At 73.9% G+C, this 19,474-nt stretch carries 24 protein-coding genes and 1 pseudogene; 15 read left to right on the top strand and 10 right to left on the bottom strand.

The window, feature by feature from the left end; all coding sequences use genetic code 11:
* Nucleotides 1–25 precede the first annotated feature (25 nt).
* Nucleotides 26–229: a hypothetical protein gene (locus tag IF45_RS0101095; protein ID WP_030304911.1), complete on the top strand. Its 204-nt coding sequence runs from the start codon at nucleotides 26–28 to the stop codon at nucleotides 227–229.
* On the opposite strand, the gene IF45_RS0101090 is transcribed toward IF45_RS0101095, so the two are convergent.
* Nucleotides 216–443 carry a hypothetical protein gene (locus tag IF45_RS0101090; protein ID WP_030304909.1) on the bottom strand — a complete coding sequence of 76 codons (228 nt, stop codon included), beginning with the start codon at nucleotides 441–443 and terminating at the stop codon, nucleotides 216–218. The genes IF45_RS0101095 and IF45_RS0101090 overlap by 14 nt on opposite strands.
* The gene (locus IF45_RS0101085) at nucleotides 430–1,719 is read right to left on the bottom strand and encodes a PspC domain-containing protein (RefSeq protein WP_030304906.1); all 1,290 of its coding nucleotides are present in this window, start codon (nucleotides 1,717–1,719) and stop codon (nucleotides 430–432) included. Before IF45_RS0101085 ends, IF45_RS0101090 begins: the two co-directional genes overlap by 14 nt.
* Before the next feature lie 145 nt (nucleotides 1,720–1,864).
* Here IF45_RS0101085 and IF45_RS0101080 point away from each other — a divergent pair, with 145 nt between their 5' ends.
* From IF45_RS0101080 to IF45_RS0101060, 5 genes are all read left to right on the top strand, one after another.
* A complete protein-coding gene (locus IF45_RS0101080) occupies nucleotides 1,865–3,106 on the top strand; it encodes an ATP-binding protein (RefSeq protein WP_018468463.1) in 1,242 nt (413 codons plus the stop codon).
* A 116-nt stretch (nucleotides 3,107–3,222) separates the two neighbouring features.
* Nucleotides 3,223–3,930, top strand: coding sequence for a LuxR C-terminal-related transcriptional regulator (locus IF45_RS0101075; protein WP_003948537.1), 708 nt, complete (start codon nucleotides 3,223–3,225; stop codon nucleotides 3,928–3,930).
* A 107-nt stretch (nucleotides 3,931–4,037) separates the two neighbouring features.
* Nucleotides 4,038–5,816 carry a BCCT family transporter gene (locus tag IF45_RS0101070; protein WP_015507739.1) on the top strand — a complete coding sequence of 593 codons (1,779 nt, stop codon included), beginning with the start codon at nucleotides 4,038–4,040 and terminating at the stop codon, nucleotides 5,814–5,816.
* 48 nt (nucleotides 5,817–5,864) lie between these two features.
* Nucleotides 5,865–6,440, top strand: a complete 576-nt coding sequence (locus IF45_RS0101065; protein WP_030304904.1) for an AAA family ATPase — start codon at nucleotides 5,865–5,867, stop codon at nucleotides 6,438–6,440.
* A gap of 91 nt (nucleotides 6,441–6,531) precedes the next feature.
* Nucleotides 6,532–6,831, top strand: a complete 300-nt coding sequence (locus IF45_RS0101060; protein WP_051720658.1) for a DUF4333 domain-containing protein — start codon at nucleotides 6,532–6,534, stop codon at nucleotides 6,829–6,831.
* 60 nt (nucleotides 6,832–6,891) lie between these two features.
* Here IF45_RS0101060 and IF45_RS0101055 read toward each other — a convergent pair whose 3' ends face one another.
* A complete protein-coding gene (locus IF45_RS0101055) occupies nucleotides 6,892–8,124 on the bottom strand; it encodes a PQQ-binding-like beta-propeller repeat protein (protein WP_030304901.1) in 1,233 nt (410 codons plus the stop codon).
* Nucleotides 8,125–8,302: 178 nt separating this feature from the next.
* Between IF45_RS0101055 and IF45_RS0101050 the strand changes: the two genes are divergently transcribed.
* The 4 genes from IF45_RS0101050 to IF45_RS0101035 all read left to right on the top strand — a co-directional run bounded on the left by IF45_RS0101050 (nucleotide 8,303) and on the right by IF45_RS0101035 (nucleotide 11,036).
* Entirely contained in the window at nucleotides 8,303–8,794 is a 492-nt protein-coding gene (locus IF45_RS0101050) for an SRPBCC family protein (protein ID WP_030304899.1), read from the top strand.
* The gene (locus IF45_RS0101045; protein ID WP_030304897.1) at nucleotides 8,791–9,126 is read left to right on the top strand and encodes a hypothetical protein; all 336 of its coding nucleotides are present in this window, start codon (nucleotides 8,791–8,793) and stop codon (nucleotides 9,124–9,126) included. The genes IF45_RS0101050 and IF45_RS0101045 overlap by 4 nt, the downstream gene beginning before the upstream one ends.
* 141 nt (nucleotides 9,127–9,267) lie before the next feature.
* The gene (locus IF45_RS0101040; RefSeq protein WP_030304895.1) at nucleotides 9,268–10,242 is read left to right on the top strand and encodes an alpha/beta hydrolase; all 975 of its coding nucleotides are present in this window, start codon (nucleotides 9,268–9,270) and stop codon (nucleotides 10,240–10,242) included.
* A gap of 89 nt (nucleotides 10,243–10,331) precedes the next feature.
* Nucleotides 10,332–11,036 (top strand): DUF4232 domain-containing protein, encoded by a 705-nt coding sequence (locus IF45_RS0101035; protein WP_235208972.1) that lies wholly within the window; start codon nucleotides 10,332–10,334, stop codon nucleotides 11,034–11,036.
* Between the two features lie 82 nt (nucleotides 11,037–11,118).
* On the opposite strand, the gene IF45_RS0101030 is transcribed toward IF45_RS0101035, so the two are convergent.
* Nucleotides 11,119–11,382, bottom strand: a complete 264-nt coding sequence (locus IF45_RS0101030) for a GlsB/YeaQ/YmgE family stress response membrane protein (protein ID WP_008412745.1) — start codon at nucleotides 11,380–11,382, stop codon at nucleotides 11,119–11,121.
* Between the two features lie 111 nt (nucleotides 11,383–11,493).
* A complete protein-coding gene (locus IF45_RS0101025; RefSeq protein ID WP_030304893.1) occupies nucleotides 11,494–12,393 on the bottom strand; it encodes a bifunctional helix-turn-helix transcriptional regulator/GNAT family N-acetyltransferase in 900 nt (299 codons plus the stop codon).
* Nucleotides 12,394–12,559: 166 nt separating this feature from the next.
* Between IF45_RS0101025 and IF45_RS0101020 the strand changes: the two genes are divergently transcribed.
* Nucleotides 12,560–13,408 carry a class I SAM-dependent methyltransferase gene (locus IF45_RS0101020; protein WP_003948527.1) on the top strand — a complete coding sequence of 283 codons (849 nt, stop codon included), beginning with the start codon at nucleotides 12,560–12,562 and terminating at the stop codon, nucleotides 13,406–13,408.
* On the opposite strand, the gene IF45_RS0101015 is transcribed toward IF45_RS0101020, so the two are convergent.
* Nucleotides 13,405–14,646: a metal-dependent hydrolase family protein gene (locus tag IF45_RS0101015; RefSeq protein WP_003948526.1), complete on the bottom strand. Its 1,242-nt coding sequence runs from the start codon at nucleotides 14,644–14,646 to the stop codon at nucleotides 13,405–13,407. The genes IF45_RS0101020 and IF45_RS0101015 overlap by 4 nt on opposite strands.
* Before the next feature lie 61 nt (nucleotides 14,647–14,707).
* The gene (locus tag IF45_RS0101010; RefSeq protein ID WP_030304890.1) at nucleotides 14,708–15,091 is read right to left on the bottom strand and encodes a VOC family protein; all 384 of its coding nucleotides are present in this window, start codon (nucleotides 15,089–15,091) and stop codon (nucleotides 14,708–14,710) included.
* Between the two features lie 70 nt (nucleotides 15,092–15,161).
* Between IF45_RS0101010 and IF45_RS0101005 the strand changes: the two genes are divergently transcribed.
* Both IF45_RS0101005 and IF45_RS0101000 read left to right on the top strand, forming a co-directional pair.
* Nucleotides 15,162–16,160: a PI-PLC domain-containing protein gene (locus IF45_RS0101005; protein WP_239469427.1), complete on the top strand. Its 999-nt coding sequence runs from the start codon at nucleotides 15,162–15,164 to the stop codon at nucleotides 16,158–16,160.
* A gap of 104 nt (nucleotides 16,161–16,264) precedes the next feature.
* On the top strand, nucleotides 16,265–16,591 hold the full coding sequence (locus IF45_RS0101000) for an SCO4225 family membrane protein (protein ID WP_003948523.1): 327 nt from the start codon (nucleotides 16,265–16,267) through the stop codon (nucleotides 16,589–16,591).
* A 9-nt stretch (nucleotides 16,592–16,600) separates the two neighbouring features.
* Here the strand turns inward: IF45_RS0101000 and IF45_RS0100995 are convergent, their stop codons facing one another.
* The 3 genes and pseudogenes from IF45_RS0100995 to IF45_RS33710 form a co-directional block, all read right to left on the bottom strand.
* Nucleotides 16,601–17,704: a C40 family peptidase gene (locus tag IF45_RS0100995; RefSeq protein WP_030304886.1), complete on the bottom strand. Its 1,104-nt coding sequence runs from the start codon at nucleotides 17,702–17,704 to the stop codon at nucleotides 16,601–16,603.
* A gap of 158 nt (nucleotides 17,705–17,862) precedes the next feature.
* Nucleotides 17,863–18,432: a hypothetical protein gene (locus tag IF45_RS33715; protein ID WP_030304885.1), complete on the bottom strand. Its 570-nt coding sequence runs from the start codon at nucleotides 18,430–18,432 to the stop codon at nucleotides 17,863–17,865.
* Between the two features lie 109 nt (nucleotides 18,433–18,541).
* Nucleotides 18,542–18,883: pseudogene (locus tag IF45_RS33710) on the bottom strand (APC family permease); the annotation flags it as partial.
* Between IF45_RS33710 and IF45_RS33525 the strand changes: the two are divergent.
* Both IF45_RS33525 and IF45_RS0100975 read left to right on the top strand, forming a co-directional pair.
* Nucleotides 18,884–19,069, top strand: a complete 186-nt coding sequence (locus tag IF45_RS33525) for an Lrp/AsnC ligand binding domain-containing protein (protein WP_015507746.1) — start codon at nucleotides 18,884–18,886, stop codon at nucleotides 19,067–19,069.
* A gap of 47 nt (nucleotides 19,070–19,116) precedes the next feature.
* Entirely contained in the window at nucleotides 19,117–19,470 is a 354-nt protein-coding gene (locus tag IF45_RS0100975) for a hypothetical protein (RefSeq protein WP_008412721.1), read from the top strand.
* The last annotated feature ends 4 nt before the right edge of the window (nucleotides 19,471–19,474 follow it).

Genomic DNA, 19,474 nt, shown 5'->3' with positions numbered 1-19,474 from the left:
CCCCGACCAGAAGAAGGGCCTCGCCATGACGGAACCCCGCACCTACCCGTCACCCTCGGTGGAACTCCCCATCGACCCCTGGCTGCTCGAAGGCACCCGTGCCGCCCACTGCAAGGTCTGCACCGCCCTGGCCAGTGAGCGGGAGGAGGCGTTGGCGTACGGCGACCGGAGCAAGGCGTACGAGGTCAGTCGGGAGATCCGGAATCATCGGCACGTCAGCACCCCTTGACCTCTTCGCCCGTCCTGCGGCGGCGCCGCCTGCGGAGCAGGTGGCCGAACACCCCCACCGCTGCCGCCAGCCACAACCCCCCGCAGACCAGCGGGAACAGGACCCACCACGGGATCGACCAGGCCGACAACGCGTCGCCGGTGTACAGGACCGCTGCGGTGATCAGGACGAGGCCGGCGAGGAGGCGGCCGGGCTGGGGCTCATGGCGTAGCACGGATGACCTCCGTCAGGCCGAAGCCTGTTTCGACGTGGACGGTGAGGAGGCCGCCTTCCGGGGCGCGGTAGGTGGCCTTGCGGGTGACGTCGTTGCCGACGGTGAAGCCGTCGGTCCGGTCCCCGGGGAGGTGGACGGTGCCGACGCCGGAGTCGGCGCGGAGGTCGACCGTGGTGGTGCGGGGGAGCAGGACGCGCAGGTGGCCGGTGGCGACGCGGGCCCGGACCGAGGCGCGTTCGCCCTTCGGGACGGTGACCTCGCTGAGGTCGAGGGTGGCGTCGCCGGTGCCGATGCGGTAGTCGGGGCGGAGGGCGGCCGTGTCGGCGGGGCGCCAGGTCAGCGAGGACCAGCCGGTGGTGGCGTCGGCGGGGAGGTTGGCGGCGCCGGCCAGGGCGACGGCGGTGAGGACGGCGAGGAAGACCGTGCCCAGCCCGGTCCGGCCGAGGAAGGCACTGACCGCGATGCCCAGGCCGAGGACGCCGAGGGCGACGGCCAGGCCGGTCTGGAGGGCGGGCCCGAGCGGCTGGGTGTCCCAGTCGGCGAGGGCGGTGAGGGTGCCCGCCGCCCCGGCCAGCAGGAAGGTGAGGAAGCCCAGGGAGCGGGGGCGGCGCGGGCGTCCGGACAGGGTGTCGGCCGGGCGGCGGCCGGGGGTGCGGGCCCGGGTGCTGGTGGCGCCGCCGGTGTCGTCGCCGAGGGCGGCCGGGCCCCAGAGGTAGCCGGTGGAGCCTTCGTGGGTGCCGTCCTTGAGGATCGGGCCGCGCCACCAGGACTCGGGCCCGTCCGGGACCGGCGGCGCCTTCGGCTCGGGCGGCATGCCCTCCGGCGCGCTCTCCCCCTGCTCCGGCCGGGCCCTGGACCAGCGGGCGGCCCCGGCGAGCAGCAGCCCCAGCAGCACGGCGAACCAGAGGAGCTTGCCGTTGTTGATGACCGAGAGCAGCAGCCCGCAGCCGACCAGGGCGAAGAGGACAGCGGTGAGCGCGGGCCCGTCGACCCGCCCGGAGAGCAGCCGGCGCGCCTCGTTCTCCTCCTCGCCCTCGTACGGCACCAGCAGCCACGCGAAGCCGTAGAAGAGGAGGCCGATGCCGCCGGTCGCGGAGAGGACGACGAGGCAGATGCGGAAGATCAGCGGGTCGAGGCCGTAGTGGAGGCCGAGCCCCGCGCAGACGCCGCCGATCTTGCGGTGGCGCCGGTCGCGGCGGAAGCCGGGGGGCCGCTCCTCGACGGGCGGCTCGGGGGCGGGCGGGGCACCGGTGGCTCCGGCGGGCGGCGGGGTCATGGCTCCATGGTGACGGGGCGCGCGGCGTGCGGGCAGCCGGTACGACCCTGGGCAGACCCTGAAATCGACCCCGAGAGCCGGACCGGGGGCGTCCTCGGGGACAACCCTGATGCCCCTGGCCGCGCGCCCGTGTGACGATCGGTCCATGCCGGACGCCGCAGCAGGGACCATCGAGCAGGAGCGGGAGCCGCGCAAGCTCTACCGCAGCAGCGACGGCCGCTGGCTGGGCGGGGTGGCGCGCGGTCTCGCCGGCCACCTCGGCCTGCCCGTTTTCTGGGTCCGGCTCGCCTTCGTCGCCCTCTTCGTCGCCAACGGCCTGGGCGCGCTGCTCTACGCCGCGTTCTGGTCCTTCGTCCCGCTGGGGGTCGGCGGGCTCTCGCCGCAGCCGCCGAGCGCGCCCGCCAAGGCCGACCGGGGGCAGCTGGTCGCCCTGCTGGCGCTGCTGGTCGCCTCCATGGTCTTCGTCGCCTCGGTCGACCTCAACGGCACCGCCCGCGCCTACCTCTTCCCCGCCCTGCTGGTCGGCGCCGGTGTCGCCGTCGTGTGGCGGCAGGCCGACAACGCCCGGCGCGCCCGCTGGGCCGAGGCCGGGCGCAGGCGGCGGAACCTGACGCTGGCCCGGTCGGCGGCGGGCGTGCTGCTGGTCGGGGCCGGGGTCTCGGGGATGTTCGTCATCCAGGGGTCGGCCGAGCACCTGGGGGCGGTGCTGCAGGCATCGCTCGCCGTGCTGGTCGGGGTGGCGCTGCTGGCCGGGCCGTGGCTGGTGCGGATGGCGCAGGACCTCGGGCAGGAGCGGCTGATGCGCATCCGCGCCCAGGAGCGGGCCGAGGTCGCCGCCCACGTCCACGACTCGGTGCTGCACACCCTCACCCTGATCCAGCGCAACGCCGACCGGCCCGCCGAGGTCCGCCGCCTGGCCCGCTCCCAGGAGCGCGAGCTGCGCAACTGGCTGCACCGCCCGGAGGGGTCGGGCCGCGCCGCCGAGGACGAGCCGGCGACGCTGGCCGAGGCGGTCAAGCGCACCGCCGCCGAGGTCGAGGACAAGCACGGCGTACCGCTGGAGGTCGTCCTGGTCGGCGACTGCCCGCTGGACGAGCCGCTGCCCGCGCTGATCCAGGCCGCGCGGGAGGCCATGGTGAACGCCGCCAAGTACGGTGGCGAGGGCGGCCCGGTGCAGGTGTTCGCGGAGGTCTCGGGCCCGGAGGTCTTCGTCTCCGTACGGGACCGGGGCCCCGGTTTCGACCTGGACGCGGTGCCCGCCGACCGGATGGGCGTCCGCGAGTCGATCATCGGCCGCATGGAACGCCACGGCGGCACCGCCCGGCTGCGCTCGGCGCCCGACGGCGGCACCGAGGTGGAGCTGGAGATGAAACGGACGACCTCGTGACGACAGGTGACGTCACGTGACGAAACGTGACGACACCTGACGACGGGTGCGGGCGGGCTGATGATGGGTGCAGGCGGGCTCCAGAGGGTGGCCGGGCCGAGAGAGAGGGCGACGAGATGAGTGACGAGACCACGGCCGGCGGCGGCGCGGGCGAGGACGGCGGACGGCGGGTACGGGTGGTCCTCGTCGACGACCACCGGATGTTCCGCACCGGCGTCCAGGCGGAGATCGGGCAGACCGAGGAGACCGGCGTCGAGGTGGTAGGCGAGGCCGACGACGTGGACCAGGCGGTCACCGTCATCACCGCGACCCGTCCGGAGGTCGTCCTGCTCGACGTGCACCTGCCGGGTGGCGGCGGCGTCGAGGTGCTGCGCCGCTGCGCCCCGCTGATGGGCGCCGCCGAGCGCCCGGTGCGCTTCCTCGCGCTCTCCGTCTCCGACGCCGCCGAGGACGTCATCGGCGTCATCCGCGGCGGCGCCCGCGGCTACGTCACCAAGAACATCACCGGCGCCGACCTGGTCGACTCCATCTTCCGGGTGCAGGACGGCGACGCCGTCTTCTCGCCCCGGCTGGCCGGGTTCGTGCTCGACGCCTTCGCCTCCACCGACGCCCCGCCGGTCGACGAGGACCTGGACCGGCTCACCCAGCGCGAGCGCGAGGTGCTGCGGCTGATCGCCCGGGGGTACGCGTACAAGGAGGTGGCCAAGCAGCTGTACATCTCGGTGAAGACGGTCGAGTCGCACGTCTCGGCGGTGCTGCGCAAGCTCCAGCTCTCCAACCGCCACGAGCTGACCCGCTGGGCGACCGCCCGCCGCCTGGTCTGACCCCGGGGGAGAGGGCGCGGCGGCCGGAGGGACCCGCCGCGCCGTTCGGCCGTGCTCCGGCGTGGTAGGTGACGGTATGTCCGGTACGCGGACCATAGTGGGCAGCTATGAGCACCACCGACACCGACCTGCCCCCGGACAGTCCGCACGGCCCGACGTCCGCCGAACCGCCCGGCGCCGACTCCCGGCCGGACGTCCCGGTCGTCGCCATCGGCGTGCTCGGCGTCCTGGGCGTCGTCCTGTGGGCGAGCCTCGGCAAGGGCTCGTTCAAGAGCTTCTCGGACTCCGCCCTGCCGTGGGTGCTGAAGAACTTCGAGTGGCTCTTCGTGATCGCCGCCGACGTCTTCCTGATCCTCTGCGTGATCCTCGCCTTCAGCCGCTTCGGCCGTATCAAGCTGGCCCGCGAGGGCGACGACGAACCGGAGTTCACCGACTTCGCCTGGGTCGCGATGATGTTCGCCGCCGGCATGGGCATCGGCCTCATCTTCTACGGCGTCGGCGAACCGGTCGCCCACTACCTGAGCCCGCCGCCCTCCACCGACGCCACCGCCGGCACCCCCGAGGCGGCCGGGCGGGCCCTGGAGTACTCGTTCTTCCACTGGACGCTGACCCCCTGGGCGATCTACGGCGTGGTCGGCCTCTCCCTCGCGTACACCACCTTCCGGCTGGGGCGCGGCAACCGGATCAGCGCGGTCTTCATCCCGCTCATCGGGGAACGCCTGGCCAACGGCGTCATCGGCCGCCTGCTCGACCTGCTCGCGGTCTTCGCCACCGTCTTCGGCACCGCCACCAGCCTCGGCATCGGTGCCCTGCAGATCGCCACCGGGCTCCAGCTGACGGCGGGGGTGGAGAACACCACCGGGCTCCAGCTGCTGATCATCGTGGTGCTCGGCGCCGCCTTCGTCATCTCCGCCTTCACCGGGCTGCACGGCGGGGTGAAGTGGCTCAGCTCGGTCAACCTGGTGATGGCCGCGCTGCTGATGCTCTTCATCTTCGTGGTCGGCCCGACTGTCTACATCCTCGACGCCATCCCCTCCAGCATCGGCGGGTACTTCAACGAGCTGATCTCGATGGCGACGCGCACCGGCGCCTTCACCGACAGCGAATGGCTCGGCCAGTGGACCATCTTCTACTGGGCGTGGTGGCTCTCCTGGGCGCCCTTCGTCGGCACCTTCATCGCCCGCATCTCCAAGGGCCGCAGCATCCGCGAGTTCCTCCTCGCCGTCCTGCTGATCCCCTCCGGCGCCTCCGCCGTCTGGTTCTGCGTGCTGGGCGGCACCGGCATCCGGCTGGACGAGACGGGCGTGGTCGACATGGCCGAGAAGGAGTCCGAGGGCACCGAGGCCACCCTCTTCTCGATGCTGGACGCGCTGCCGATCGGCCAGGTCACGTCCTGGTTCGCGATGGTCCTCATCATGATGTACTTCATCACCAGCGCCGACTCGGCCTCTCTGGTGATGGGGTCGCTGACCAGCCGGGGCGCCCTGCACCCCAGGGCCTGGCTCAACGTCACCTGGGGCGTCCTGATGGCCGCCGTCGCCGCCGCCCTGCTCATCGCCGGCGGCCTCGACTCCCTCCAGTCGGCCACCATCCTCGTCGCCCTCCCCTTCGTCGTCGTCATGCTGGGGCTGTGCTGGGCCACCGTCCGCGAACTCCGCGAGGACCCCGGCGCGGGGCCCCGCCGCCACCAGGCCCTGCACGGCCTGCGCGACGCCGTCCGCAAGATGATCGGCGAGGCCATGTCCGAGGGCCGGAACGACCCCACCGCCCACCCCCGCCTGCGCCGCGCCGCCCGCAGCCGCGCCCAGGGCGAGACCGGCCCGGCGGAGACCCCGGACCGGGGTACGGAGCGCGGCCCCGACCAGACACCCCCCGACAAGGAGTAGGCCGGGCCCGCCGCATGACGGGGAGTCCGGCCGGAAAGGACCCCCGCCATGCGGCACCACATCCTCACGGGCACCCCCGGAGCGGGCAAGACCACCGTCCTGCGCGCCCTCGCGTCCCGGGGCCACCGCACCGTCGCCGAGGCCGCCACCGACGTCATCGCCCGCGAACAGGCCCTGGGCGTCCCCGAACCCTGGATGGGCCCGGAGTTCATCGCCCGCGTCACCGCCGAACAGCGCGCCCGCCAGGAGGCGGCTGCCGGGGCACCCGGCCCCTGCTTCTTCGACCGCTCCCCGGTCTGCACCCACGCCCTCGCCACCTACCTCGGCCACCCCGTCCCACCCGCCCTCACCGCCGAACTGACCCGCCTCACCACCCCACCCGGCCTCTACGAGCCGTACGTGTTCCTCCTCCGCCCCCTCGGCTTCGTGGAACCCACCGCGGCCCGGCGCATCAGCTACGAGGACGCGCTCGCCTTCGAGCGGGTGCATGAGGAGAGTTACCGGCGGTTCGGGTTCCGCCTGGTCGAGGTCCCGGCGGCGGGGGTGGAGGAGCGGGTCGACCGGATTCTGGGGGTGGTGGGGGCGGGGGAGGACTCAGGCGGCGGCCCGCGACGGTGGTGGTAGGTTCTGCGGCCGAGAGCTGCCGAACAAGAGTCCAACGGGGGGAACTGTGCAGAAGACGGGACGGAAGAGGCCGGGCCGGACGACGGTACGGGTGGCGGTCGCGGCCGTGGCGGTGCTGCTCGGCGCCGGGTGCTCGGTGAACGTGAGCTCCGGCGGGTCGGTGGGCAAGGACGAGGTCGCGAAGCAGGCCAAGACCGCGCTGGGCGAGCAGGTCGGCCAGGAGCCCGACTCCGTCACCTGCGAGGACGACCTCAAGGCCGAGAAGGGCGCCACCGTACGCTGCCAGCTCGCCGCCGACGGCGAGCAGTACGGCGTGACGGTCACCGCCAAGTCGGTCACCGGCGGCACCGTCCAGATGGACTTCAAGGTCGACGACGCCCCGGGCGGCTGATCCGGGCGCGGGTCCCGGGTGTCGCGGCAGCGCCCCGGGACCCGCGCCCCGGCGCCCGCGTCACACGGGCAGCGCGTGCAGTTTCTTGCCGTGCAGGGCGAAGACCCGCTTGCCGTCGGTGGCGACCAGCCAGGCGTGGTAGTCGCCCGTGCCGTCGTTGAAGGTCCAGCGCAGCTCGCCGGTGGCCGCGTCGAGCGCGGCCACGCCGCCGTCCTTGTCGAGGTCGGTGGCGACGCAGAGGAGCTTGCCCGCCTTCACGTACTGCCGGGGCACCTGGAACCCCGCCTCGGCGAGCGCCTTCGACTGCCAGATCTCCTTGCCGGTGGCCGGGTCCAGGGCGCGTACCGTGCGGGCGCTGTCGGCGATGTGGAGGACGCCGTCGACCACGGCGGGCTCCTTGAAGGTGGTGAGGTGGGCGGCCTTCACCGTCCACTTGCGGGCGCCGTCGGCCAGGGCGTACGCGTGGAGCCGGTCGCCCTGGGGGACGATCACCAGCTCCTCGTGGACGGTGAAGAAGCCGTAGTTGGTCTTCTCCGTCTTCTGCGTCCACACCTGGCGCCCGCTGCCGGTGTCGCGCACGGTGAGGTTCTTCTTGAAGTCGGTGTAGACGAGGTGGCGGCCCTGGACGGCGGCGTGGATGCCGTTCTGCTCGGTGCCGAGGTCGCGCCGCTCACTCCAGACGATCTTCCCCGAGCCGGCGTCGAGGGCGGCGATCAGGTTGGTGTGCGAGGAGTTGTCCTTCTCCAGGATCTCGGCGACCACGTACACCTGCCGCGCGTCCACCGCGATCGGCCTCGGCTGGCGGTACTCCTTGCCGAGCCGGCCCTGCCAGGTCTCCTTGCCGCTCGCCGGGTCGTAGCCGGAGACCGTGCCGTCGTACTTGCCGCTCGCCAGGTACAGCGTGCCGTCGCCGAGCAGCAGCGGGGCGCCGGGGGCCACGCCGTCCGGCAGCGACCAGCGCTCCTCGCCGGTGGCGGCGTCCCGGGCGGAGAGCGGCGAGCCACTGGCGATCACCATGCCCGCCACGGCGACGAGTTCGTCGTTGTCCCCGTAGGTCTCGGCCGGGACCGACTGGCTCCACAGGGCCTTCGGCGCCTTCCCGTCCTCCCCGCCGCCTTCGCCGGCCGACGGCTCGCCGCTCCCGGCCGGCTTGTCGCCCCTGGCCGCCGGATCGTCGACGTCGTCCTCACGGCACCCGGCCGCCCCCGCCCCCAGCGCCGCCAGCGCCAGACCGCTCCCGGCCAGCCGCAGCACCCGCCGTCTGGAAGCCCCGCCCACCGTCGTCTTCGCCATCGTGCCGTCCCCCTGTGGTGACTTGTGTCCGGAATCCCGCTTGCGCCGAGGAACCTAGGCCGTGCGGGGAGGGTCGCGGAAGGTGGTGCGGCCCAACCGGGACGACATCGTGAACGGGCCGGTACATATGCCGAGGGGCGCGGACCGGGGCCGCCCTTGCCCGCCGTACAGTCCCCCCATGACGCGCTTCGAACTCGAGACCCGTATCGCCGCGCCGGTGCCGCTGGTCTTCGGCCTCTCCCTCGACGTCGACGCGCACACCGCCTCCATGGCCCGTTCCGGCGAGCGCGCCGTCGCGGGCGTCACCGGCGGCGCCATGGCCCTGGGCGACACGGTCACCTGGCGCGCCCGCCACTTCGGCGTCGTCTGGCGCATGACCTCCCGCATCACCGCCTACGACCACCCCACCCACTTCGTCGACGAACAGACCGCCGGCCCCTTCCACCACTGGTGGCACGCCCACCACTTCACCCCCGACGGCCACGGCGGCACCCTGATGCGCGACGAGATCACCTTCCAGGCCCCTCTGGGCCCCCTCGGCCGCCTCGCCGAACGAGCCGTCCTCGACCGCTACATGCCCCATCTGATGCGCGAGCGCAACGCACATATACGGGCGGTGGCGGAGAGGGAGGCCGGGGGTGCGCCGGGGCGAGGGGCGGGTGGAGGATGACCTGGCTCGGGTACGCCTCCGGGGCTCCGCACGCGGTGGACGTCACCCCGGCAGGAATCCCCGTGGTGGGCGCGGTGATGGCGCTGGGCGTCCTCGCCTTCCTGGTGTGGGACGCCCTCAGGGCCCCGGGTGAGTCCTGGTTCCGGTGGCTGGTCCCGGCAGGGTTCTGCTTGGCGCTGCCGGCCGTCGCCCGGCAGTGGCTGCCCCTGATCGCGGTGGCCGCCCTGCTCATGGGGGCGGGAATGGCACGCTCCAACTACTGGCGGTGGACGAGGAGGCGCAGGGCGCGGAGGCCGTCCCGGCGGGCGAAGCTCCCGCCGCTGGGCCTCTGACGACCTGGTGCGCGACCGGGGGCTTCGCCCTGTGTTTCGCGGAGGAGCCGGCCGCAGCCACCCCCCGTGCTCCGATTGCGACCAGGTCGCGATCCCCCAAAACTGGACGAAGTGCCCCCCTGTCCATCACCGGAGGACCGCATGGCGTCCCAGCTCCCCCCGCCCCCCGACCCCTACCTCGAGACGGCCGCCAAGGAACTGGCCGAGGCGACCGATCCGCATCCCCGGATCTACGAGGTGCCGCCCGCGCAGGGGCGGGACATCCTCGCCGGGCTCCAGAGCGGGGAGGGTGTGGAGCGGCCCGAAGTCGACGAGGAGTGGGTGACCGTCGACGCGGGGCAGTGGGGGCAGGTGCGGACGCGGATCATCCGCCCGAAGGGGGCCACCGGGCCGCTGCCCGTGGTCTTCTACATCCACGGCGCGGGCTGGGTCTTCGGTGACGAGAACACCCATGACCGGCTCTTCCGCGAGCTGACCGTGGGCGCCGGCGCGGCCGGCGTCTTCCCCGTCTACGACCGGGCGCCCGAGGCCCAGTACCCGACGCAGGTCGAGCAGAACTACGCGGTCGGCCAGTGGGTGCTCCGGCACGGCGCCGAGCACGGGCTCGACACCTCGCGGATCGCGGTCACCGGCGAGTCCGTCGGCGGCGCCATGTCGGCCGTCTTCGCGATCATGAACAAGGAGCGCGGCGGCATCGACCTGAGGGCGCAGGTGCTGCTGTACCCGGTCGCGAACGCGGACTTCGGCACCCCCTCGTACCTCCAGTTCGCCGAGGGGTACTACCTCACCCGGGACGAGATGAAGTGGTTCTGGGACCAGTACGCCCCCAACCCCGCCCAGCGCACCGAGGTCTACGCCTCCCCGCTCCAGGCCACCACGGAGCAGCTGCGCGGGCTGCCTCCGGCGCTGGTCATCACCGACGAGGCCGACGTCCTGCGCGACGAGGGCGAGGCGTACGCGGCGCGGCTGCGGGAGGCCGGGGTCGACGTGACGGCCGTGCGGGTCGCCGGCATGGTCCACGACTTCCTGCTCCTGGACAGCCTGCGCGACACCCGCGCCGCCAACGTCGCCCGCCACCTCGCGATCGACGCCCTCACCAAGGCCCTGCACGACTGAGCCCCCTACGCCCCCTCGCGCGCCGTCGCCCACCGACCGGGCGGCGGCGCGTGGTGCAGCCTCCCGGCCGCGCGGGTAACCGCACCAGCATGAGCCATACACACAGGCGCGACGGGCACGGGCGGCGGCGGGGCGGACCGGATCAGGCGCGGGGGTGGCCGCGCGGGGTGTGGGGCGCGGCCCTCGCCCTCGCCTGTGCGGCCGCGCTCACGGCGTGCGGGCCCGACGGCGGGGACGCGGACGCCGCCGGTGCCGCGAGCGACGCCCCCACCTCGCCCGCCGCCACCCCGACCGGCACGGGCACCCCGGCGGAGCCGGCCCCCTCATCGCCGCCGACGAGCGCGGCCCCGTCCGCCTCGGCGAAGCCCGGCGGGATCGCGCGGTGCGAGACGGACGGCCTGGCGCTGTCGCTGGTGGCCAACGGGCAGGAGATGAACAGCAAGTACTTCGACCTGCGCCTGACCAACACCGGCAGCGAGCCCTGCGACCTCCTCGGCCACCCCGGGGTCTCCCTGCTGGACGCGGGCGGCAAGCGCGTCGGCGAGCCCGCCACCCGCAGCCAGGACGGCACGGGCGACGCCGGCGCGGTCCGGCTGCGGCCCGGTCAGGCGGCCCACGCGACCGTCAAGACGGCGGGCGAGGGCGTCACCGACGGCCGGTGCTGGCCCGAGGCCGCGACCCTGCTCGTCTACCCGCCCGGCTCCCGGCAGACGGTGACCACGGCCGACCTGGCCGGCCTCAAGGTCTGCGGCGACAGCTTCCAGGTGGGCCCGGTGGGCGACCGGGCGCCGTGACCCTCGCCGGTCCCCGCGCACGGAAAGGGCGGCCACGAGGATCGTCCTCGTGGCCGCCCGTCGCCGTACCGGAAGGGGCGCGTCAGCGCCGGTTCCCCGTGAGCAGGCGGTAGAGCAGCAGCACGATCACCGAACCGGCGATGGCGGCGATCCAGGTCGACAGGTGGAAGAACCCGTTGATCGAGTGGACACCGAAGATGACCTTGCCGAGCCAGCCGCCCAGCAGACCACCCACGATGCCGATGACCATCGTGACCAGGCAGCCCCCGGGGTCCTTGCCGGGGGTCAGTGCCTTGGCGATGGCACCGGCGATGAGGCCGATCAGAATCCAGGCGATGATGCCCATGAGCGTGTCCTTTGCTTTCCCGGTCTGCCCAGCAGCCGCTTCTACACGTGTGTCGTACCGGGGACTCATGCCCAGGGCGCGCCGACCCATGTACGAGGGCGGGCAACACCTCTAGGCCATGTCACCCGTCCGCTTCTCGAACCAGTGGTGGGCGTACGGCTCGTCGTTGAAGGCCGGGACCTCGGTGTAGCCGCTCTCCCGGTAGAGGCGGGTCGCCGCCGTCAGGGCCCGGTGGGTGTCGAGCCGGACCGCCCCGGCGCCGTGGCGGGCGGCGCGTTCCTCCAGCTCCGCCAGGAGGCGCCGGGCGAGGCCCAGGCCGCGTGCGCTCGGGCGCACCCAGAGCCGCTTGATCTCGGCCGGGGCGCCCGGCGGCAGCTTGAGCCCGCCGCAGCCCACCGGCTCGCCGTGCAGCCGGGCGACGAGGAAGAGGCCGCGCGGGGCGCGCAGCGCCTCCGGGTCGGGCAGCAGGCTGGCCGCCAGGTCGAAGCCCTCCGCGAAGAGTTCCGCCAGCTCGGCGGCGTACGCGCGCAGGCAGTAGGCGGCGTCCGGGTGGTCCGGGTCGAGCGGGTCCAGGGTGACCGTCGCGGCGGTGAGCAGGCGCTCGACCTTCGCCATCGCGTCGGTCAGCTCGGTGCGCCGGTCCGGGCTCAGCGGAGCGAGGAGGGCGGCGGCGTGGGCGTCGCTGCGCTCGTCGAGCCGGGCCCGCTCCCGCCGTCCGGCCTCGGTCAGCCGTACGGTGCGCACCCGCCGGTCGTCCGGGTGGGGCGCGAGGGCGACCAGGCCGTCGCCCTCCAGCGCCCGCAGGAGCCGGCTCAGGTAACCGGAGTCCAGGCCGAGCCGGTCCCGTACCGTCCGGACGTCGTGCGGGCCGCCGTCGTCGCCGAGCTGCCAGAGCAGCCGTGCCTGGCCGTAGGGGCGGGTGCCGCCCAGGTGGTGCTCGTGGAGCACTCCGATCCGTTCGGCGGTCGTCCTGCTGAACCGTCGTACCTGTTCCACCTGCTCCTTCGTCATTCTCTGACCTTAGTCAGAGAATGAGGGGCGGGGCAATCGGGCGACGGCTGACCCGGCTGGCGCACACCCGCCGCCCTCCGCCGCGAAAAGGGATGTTCCGGTCATTAGGCTCTGCCGCCTGCGGTGATATTTCCTGACCGCGTGCCGCGACTTCCGGGGAGTGCCCGTGCCGGGGAAGAACCTGACCGCCAACCGCAGAACCCTCGCCCACCGCGTCCGCTACGCCGCGCGGTACCCGGAGCGGGTGCCCCGTTTCCTCGCCCGCGCGGGCCGGGACGCCTGGCTGCGGCTGCGCCACCCCGGCCACGTCGACTACTACCGGGCCGTCATGCGCCACGACACGGCGGCCGGCCCCGAGGCCGCGGTCGGCAGCAAGTCCCACGAGCGTTGGCTCGCCCTCGGCGCCCTCCAGTTCGACTACCTCACCGGCCACGGCCTGCGGCCCGGGGACCACCTGCTGGAGATCGGCTGCGGCAACCTGCGCGGCGGCTGGCGCTTCATCGAGTACCTCGACCCCGGCCACTACTACGGCCTCGACATCTCCCCGGACATCCTCTTCGCCGCCCAGGAGACCCTGGTCCGCCGGCGCCTCCAGGAGAAGCTGCCCCGGCTCACCCCGGTACGCGACCTGACCCTCGCCTTCCTGCCCGAGGCGCACTTCCGCGTCGTCCACGCGCACAGCGTCTTCTCGCACTCCCCGATCGAGGTCATCGAGGAGTGCCTGGCCCACGTCGGCCGGGTGCTGCGGCCCGACGGCTGGTTCGACTTCACCTTCGACCGCACCGAACGCGAGGAGCACCACGTCCTGCGGGAGGACTTCTACTACCGCACCGAGACCCTGGTGGCCCTGGCGGAGAAACACGGCTTCACCGCCGAGTTCATGGACGACTGGGAGGCCCTGCCGCACGGCCAGTCCAAGCTCCGCGTCCGCCCCCGCGCACCCCGCCCGGGGCCCGCCGCCGGCCGGGACGGCTCCGCCGGCCCCGATGAGGTCGCGGGCCAGCCGACGGTCTAGGTGATGTCCGGGCGGCGGTGGACCACCCCGCCCTTCATGACGAAGTCGACCCGCCCCGTCACCTCGATGTCGGTGAACGGATCGCCGGGCATGGCGACCAGGTCGGCGGTCCGCCCCTCGGCGATCACCCCGAGATCGTCGAGCTGGAGCAGTTCGGCGGCGACGCTGGTGGCCGCCTTCAGCGCGCGCAGCGGCGAGATTCCGGCGGAGACCAGCGCCGGGAACTCCCGCCAGTTCTCCGCGTGCGGGAACATCCCCGCGTCCGTCCCGAAAGCGATCTTCACCTCGCTGGCGGCCAGGTGCTCGGCGGCCCCCACCAGCGCGTCGTGGAACTCCCGGAACTTGCGCCGCTTGTACGGCGGCCTGGTGGCCCAGTAGGCGTCGTCGTCCACCCGCCGCGCGTCGGCGAGGATCGTGTACAGCGTCGGTACGAGGAAGACCCCGGCCTCCTCGATCATCGCCAGGGTCGCGGCCGAGGCGAGGTTGCCGTGCTCGACGCTGCGGACCCCGGCCCGCACCGCGCGCCGGACGCCCTCGTCGCTGTAGACGTGCGGGGTCGCCGGGACACCGAGGTCGGCGGCGGTGGCCACCAGGGTGTCCATCTCCTCCTGGCTGTACGTCGGCCGGCTGGGGTCGTCCGAGGGGGAGCTGAACCCGCCCGAGGCCGCGAACTTGATCCAGTCGGCACCGGCCCGGATCTCCTGGCGTACCCGGGTGCGGATCTCGTCGGGGCCGTCGGCCGCGGCCATCTCCAGCACCCGGTCGTGGCCCTGCCGCTGGTCGTCGAGGGCGCCGCTGAAGTCGCCGTGGCCGCCGCGCGCCGAGATCAGGTGCGGGGCGACCAGCATCCGCGGCCCCACGACCAGCCCCGCCGCCACCGCGTCCCGCAGAGCCGGCGTGGTGTAGGCGACGTCGGCGCAGGTCAGGTCGCGGATGGTGGTGAAGCCGTGGTCGAGCAGGGTCCGCAGCACCGGGACGGCGCGCAGCGCTGCCGCCGCCGAGGAGCTGAGCAGGGAGCGGGTGAGGTCGGGGTCGATGGCGACATGGGTGTGGCAGTCCATGAACCCCGGCGTGAGGGTGTGCCCGGTCAGGTCGATCCGTTCCGTGCCCGGCGGCGGGGTCAGCCCCGCGCCGACCGCCCGGACCCGGCCGTCCTCGACCCAGACGTCCAGTACTCCCGCCGGGGCGTCGGCGAGCCCGTCCCAGACGGACGCCCCGCTGATCAGCATCGCGGCCATGACGCCAGGCTAGGCGCGGCCCGGGTGGCCCGCACCCGGAGCCGGGGCGGGACCGGGCCGGTCAGACGGGGCGTACGCGCCTTCGCAGCAGGCAGAACTCGTTGCCCTCGGGGTCGGCCAGCACGTGCCAGCTCTCCTCGCCGCTCTGGCCGACCTCCGCGGGCCGGGCGCCGAGGGCGAGCAGGCGTTCCCGCTCGGCGTCCTGGTCGCGGTCGGTCGGGCTGACGTCGAGGTGGAGGCGGAGCCGCCTCGGGCGCGAGTCGGTGCTCGGGCTGAGGACGAGGGTGGGCCGCGGTCCGCCGAAGCCGGTCTCCGCGGGCCTGATCTCGATGCTGCCGTCGTCCTCCCGGCCGACCTCGACGTAGCCCAGCACCGCGCTCCAGAAGACGGCGAGCCCTTCGGCGTCGGCGACGTCCAGGACCAGCTCACTGATGCGGCATGCCATGGCGGGCAGTGTAGGCGCCGGCCGCACCCTGGCCCGCCGCCCTGATCTGTGCCACCCTCCCAACGGGCGTATGAGCGCCATCAGTTGGGCGGAGAGGGGAACAGCGGTGCGGGCATGTCGTACGTTCACGGGCCGGTGCGCGGTGGCCGCCGCCGCCCTCGCTCTGGCGCTCACCGGGCTCACCGGCCAGGCGTCCGCGGCCGGGCGCGAACCCATGCCGGCGAACCCCACCCTCGCCGACCTGACCTTCCTCACCGCCCACAACGCCATGCACAACACCGAGGACCAGGGCCGCTCGTCCCTCGCCGCCCCCAACCAGCCGCACCGCGTCGCCCGCCAACTGGACGACGGAGTACGGGCCTTGATGCTGGACGCGCATCACGCGAACGGCCGGGTGCGGATGTGCCACGCCATCCCGGTCCTCAACCCCTGCGGCTCCAACGCCGACGCGGCCACCGTCTTCACCGCGATCGCCGACTTCCTCGACCGGGACCGGGAGGCCGTGGTCACCGTCTTCCTGGAGGACTACACCACCGCCGACCAGCTCGGCGCGGAACTCGGCGCCCTCCTCGCCCCCGACGGCCGCCTCGGCGCCAAGGTCTTCCGGCCCGACGCCGCCGGGGTGCGCGAGAACGGCTGGCCCACGGTCAGCTCCCTGCGCGAGTCGGGCCACCGGCTCCTCCTCTTCACCGACGACACCGCCGCCTCCAGCCGCGACCACGGCAAGAACCGCCTCGGCTTCATGGCCCAGAAGGACTGGACGGTGGAGAACTACTGGTCCATGGGCGGCGGCATCGGCGACGCCGACTGGTCCTGCTACAGCCGCTGGGACGACGTCCCGCTCACCCGCGAGGAACCCGGCTTCCGCCGCCTCTTCGTCATGAACCACTTCCGCGACGTCCCCATGTACCCGACGTACCGCAACGACAACACCAAACTCCAGGACCGCGCCGAGAACCACTGCCTCCCGGCCGCCGCCAAGAAGCCCAACTTCCTCGCCGTCGACCAGTACGGCGACGGGAACCCGATGGCCGCCGTCGACGCCCTGAACACCTACACGTACCGCTGACACGTACGTACGAGCCGGTGAGTACGGCTACTCAGGCCGCCGAGCCCCGGCCTTGAGAACGTGGAACACGACAGCGACCGCCACGATTCTCAGGAGGCACTCAGATGGCTGCCGCACAGCGCTCCGCCGGTACGACCTTCCGCCGTTCCCTGCTCAACCCGGCAGCCCTCGGCTACCTGGCCGTCGTGGCCGCCGTCTGGGCCTGGATCGCCGTGGACACCCTGCTCGTCACCCATGCCGACGCCAGCATGGCCGGCGTCTGGGGCTTCTTCGTCACCGCCCCGACCTCCTTCCTCTTCGCCTCCCTGCCCGGCCCGCTCCCCCTCGTCGGAGTGGCCGTCGGCGCCCTGGTCCAGGCCCTCGCCCTGGGCGCGGCCTACCGCTGGGCGACCGGCCGCCCCCGCGGACACGGACGGACGAGCCACGCCTGAGGGGCTCCCTCACCCCACCCGCGTCGCCCCCGCGAACGGCATCTCGCTGATCGGGGCGACGCGGACGGGGGCGTTCGGGTTCGGGGCGTGGATCATCTGGCCGTTGCCGATGTACAGGCCGACGTGGCTGATGGAGGAGTAGAAGAAGACCAGGTCGCCGGGGGCGAGCTGGGAGCGGGAGACGCGTTGGCCGGCGTTGATCTGGGTGTAGGTGGTGCGGGGGAGGGAGACGCCGGCGGCGCGCCAGGCGGCCTGGGTGAGGCCGGAGCAGTCGAAGGCGTTGGGGCCGGTGGCGCCCCAGACGTAGGGCTTGCCGATGGCGGTGTGGGCGAAGGCGATGGCTTGCGCCGCGCGGGAGTTGGGGGCCTTGACCGCGCCGGCGGCGGGGGCGGCCGACGCGGCGGCGGGCCGGGCCTGGTCGCGGGAGGCGCGCGGCGTCTCGCCGGTGACCTCGGCGCGTTCGGCGGCGGTGAGGCGGGCGAGCAGGGCGCGGGACTCCGCCAGCTTGCCGGTGACCGTCTTCTTGTGGGTGCGCAGTTCGCCGCGGCGCTTCTCCAGCCCGGCGAGGACGGTGTCGGCCTCGGTGCGCAACTGGTCGACGGCGCGCATCTTCTGGCGCACCCCGGCGATCTGGGCGGACTGGCGTCCGGCGGCGCGGTCGGCGCGGGCGGCCCGGTCGAGGTAGCCGTCGGGGTCCGAGGTGAGGAAGAGCTCGACGGCCGGGTCGACGGCGCCCGCGCGGTACTGCGCGGCGGCGGTGGCGCCGAGCGCGGTACGGGCCTGGTTGAGCTGGGCGGTGCGCCGGGCGGCCTCGTCCTGGAGCCGGTCGAGGCGCTGTTCGGCCTTGTCGGCCTTCTCCTTGGCCCCGTTGTACTTCTCGGTGGCGATCTCCGCCTCCCGGTGCAGCCGGTCCACCTTGGCCTTGACCTGCGCGGTCGTCGGCCCGGGCGCGGCCTGCGCCACCGGCGCCCCGGCGACCACCGACCCGGCCGCCCCGGCGAGGGCCAGCGCGGTGGCGGTGGCGGTACGCAGGGAGGCTCCCGGAGTGAGGCGCCCGGGGGCGGGGAGGTTCACCGCCAGCTTGCGGAATCGAGGCTTCCGGTGCGAGGCCACAGCCGCGCGTCCTTCCGGTCGGGGTCGGGGGGTGAGCCGGGCCCGGGCGGAGCCCGCACAGGGGGAGCGGGTGCCGCCGGGGTCGTCTCGGTGGCGCGGCCGGTGCCTGTGGACTATGCCGACTGCCGGTTGCGCCAGGGAGGAGCTAAGCCCGGATGTCACGGCCCGGTGACGGATTGTCCGCAAACATCCGAAGCGGGGCCGGGATCGACCGGTTCGGACCGCCCGGCTTCCGGGTTGTGCCGACTCTCAGGGGCGCGTGATCGAACTCGGGCCGAGGGGGCCGGGCGGCCGCGCGTCCCCGCGACCACCGCCACACCGGCCGCGACCAGGGCGGCCCACCCGCTGCCCGCCAGCAGCAGCGCCACCACCGTGCAGGCCACGCCCGCCGCGAGCCGCACGGCTCCGGCCAGCAGGCGTACGGCGGCGGCCAGGCACCCGAGGTAGACGAGGAGGAAGAGCGCGGTGGGTACGGTGACGAGCTGAGCGGTCGTCACCAGCCCCGCCCAGGCCGCCCCGAGCAGCAGCGCGCTGGTGGCGGCGACGGCGGCCAGGACGCCGGCCGTCCCGCGCCGGGTGCCCGCGCCGCCGGCCAGGGCGGTCGCCAGCGCGGTGGCCCCCGTCAGGTAGGCGTGGGTGGCGGCCAGCGTCAGGGCGACCGCGGCGGCGGCGGCGAGCACGGGCCCGTACCCGCCGATCGCGACCCGCAGCAGCCCGGCCAGCGGCACCGGCCCGCCCGCCCGGGGCGAACGGCGTCCAGTGCGCGGCGCGCGCCCCGGGAGCGGCACCGGCGACGGCGACCACCACCAGGGTGACGAGCACGGCGACCAGGACCAGCTGCAGCCCGGTCCCGGCCCGCACCCCGCCCAGCCGGACCGCCAGGACCAGCACCAGCAGGCAGAGCGCGGCCACGTACGCCGCCCGCCCGCCGGCGCCGAGCAGCTCGGCCACGTAGGCGCCGCCGATGAGGCAGACCACCGGCGCGCCCGTGACCACGCCCGCCAGGAAGCACCAGGCGGCGGCCTGTCCGGCGCGCGGGCCGAGCCCGGCCGCGGTGTACCCGGCGACGCCGGTCGCCGACCCTGCCCGCGTACCGAGGCGGGTGAAGACGAGGGCGATGAGGCCGGAGAGGAGCAGCAGGCCGCCCTCACCGCGATCCCGGCGGTCGTCGCCTGCCACGTGGTCTCCGGGGAGGCCGACTTCCTGGTGGAGATCGCCGTACCGGACCTGGCCGCCTACGAGCAGGTGCTGCTCGACGAGGTCCTCGCCATCGGGCCCGTCCGCGACGTGCGCTCCACCTTCGCCATCCGCACCGTGCTCAGCCGCGGGCCGCTGCCGGTGGACCACCGGCGCCTCGGCGGGTAGGACCCTGGTGGGAAGGGGACGCGAGGGCCCTCGTTAGGGTGCGGGCCATGGACGTCCTCATCAATGTGTTCGTCGGCCTGCACATCATCGGTATCGCCTCACTGCTGGGTGGCTTCCTCACCCAGATGAAGGCGATCGGTGCGGGCACGGCCCGCTTCATCCCCGCCATGCTCCACGGCGCCCTCACCATGCTCGTGACCGGCATCATCCTGGTCGGTCTCCGGGAGATGGACGGCGGCACCCTCAACCACATGAAGATCGGCATCAAGCTGCTGGTCCTCATAGTCATCCTCGCGCTGGTCTACGTGAAACGCGACGACGAGAAGGTCGACAAGGGTGTCTTCGCCGCCGTCGGCGGCCTGACCGTCCTCAACATCTTCATCGCCACCGTCTGGACCTGACCGC

Origin of the sequence: Streptomyces albidoflavus, from assembly GCF_000719955.1 — a bacterium.
Lineage (GTDB): Bacteria > Actinomycetota > Actinomycetes > Streptomycetales > Streptomycetaceae > Streptomyces > Streptomyces albidoflavus.
This window is presented reverse-complemented; position numbering and strand designations above follow the sequence as displayed.

Excerpts from the sequence above, each read along its gene's own strand:
- IF45_RS0101095 (WP_030304911.1), top strand. The coding sequence starts at position 26 with ATGACGGAACCCCGCACCTACCCGTCACCCTCGGTGGAACTCCCCATC.
- IF45_RS0101015 (WP_003948526.1), bottom strand. The coding sequence starts at position 14,646 with ATGGCCGCGATGCTGATCAGCGGGGCGTCCGTCTGGGACGGGCTCGCC.
- IF45_RS0101010 (WP_030304890.1), bottom strand. The coding sequence starts at position 15,091 with ATGGCATGCCGCATCAGTGAGCTGGTCCTGGACGTCGCCGACGCCGAA.
- IF45_RS0101080 (WP_018468463.1), top strand. The coding sequence starts at position 1,865 with ATGCCGGACGCCGCAGCAGGGACCATCGAGCAGGAGCGGGAGCCGCGC.
- IF45_RS0101000 (WP_003948523.1), top strand. The coding sequence starts at position 16,265 with ATGGCTGCCGCACAGCGCTCCGCCGGTACGACCTTCCGCCGTTCCCTG.
- IF45_RS0101050 (WP_030304899.1), top strand. The coding sequence starts at position 8,303 with ATGACGCGCTTCGAACTCGAGACCCGTATCGCCGCGCCGGTGCCGCTG.
- IF45_RS0101040 (WP_030304895.1), top strand. The coding sequence starts at position 9,268 with ATGGCGTCCCAGCTCCCCCCGCCCCCCGACCCCTACCTCGAGACGGCC.
- IF45_RS0101030 (WP_008412745.1), bottom strand. The coding sequence starts at position 11,382 with ATGGGCATCATCGCCTGGATTCTGATCGGCCTCATCGCCGGTGCCATC.
- IF45_RS0101085 (WP_030304906.1), bottom strand. The coding sequence starts at position 1,719 with ATGACCCCGCCGCCCGCCGGAGCCACCGGTGCCCCGCCCGCCCCCGAG.
- IF45_RS0101065 (WP_030304904.1), top strand. The coding sequence starts at position 5,865 with ATGCGGCACCACATCCTCACGGGCACCCCCGGAGCGGGCAAGACCACC.
- IF45_RS0101005 (WP_239469427.1), top strand. The coding sequence starts at position 15,162 with ATGAGCGCCATCAGTTGGGCGGAGAGGGGAACAGCGGTGCGGGCATGT.
- IF45_RS0101035 (WP_235208972.1), top strand. The coding sequence starts at position 10,332 with ATGAGCCATACACACAGGCGCGACGGGCACGGGCGGCGGCGGGGCGGA.
- IF45_RS0101075 (WP_003948537.1), top strand. The coding sequence starts at position 3,223 with ATGAGTGACGAGACCACGGCCGGCGGCGGCGCGGGCGAGGACGGCGGA.
- IF45_RS0100975 (WP_008412721.1), top strand. The coding sequence starts at position 19,117 with ATGGACGTCCTCATCAATGTGTTCGTCGGCCTGCACATCATCGGTATC.
- IF45_RS0101045 (WP_030304897.1), top strand. The coding sequence starts at position 8,791 with ATGACCTGGCTCGGGTACGCCTCCGGGGCTCCGCACGCGGTGGACGTC.
- IF45_RS0101070 (WP_015507739.1), top strand. The coding sequence starts at position 4,038 with ATGAGCACCACCGACACCGACCTGCCCCCGGACAGTCCGCACGGCCCG.
- IF45_RS0101025 (WP_030304893.1), bottom strand. The coding sequence starts at position 12,393 with ATGACGAAGGAGCAGGTGGAACAGGTACGACGGTTCAGCAGGACGACC.
- IF45_RS0101055 (WP_030304901.1), bottom strand. The coding sequence starts at position 8,124 with ATGGCGAAGACGACGGTGGGCGGGGCTTCCAGACGGCGGGTGCTGCGG.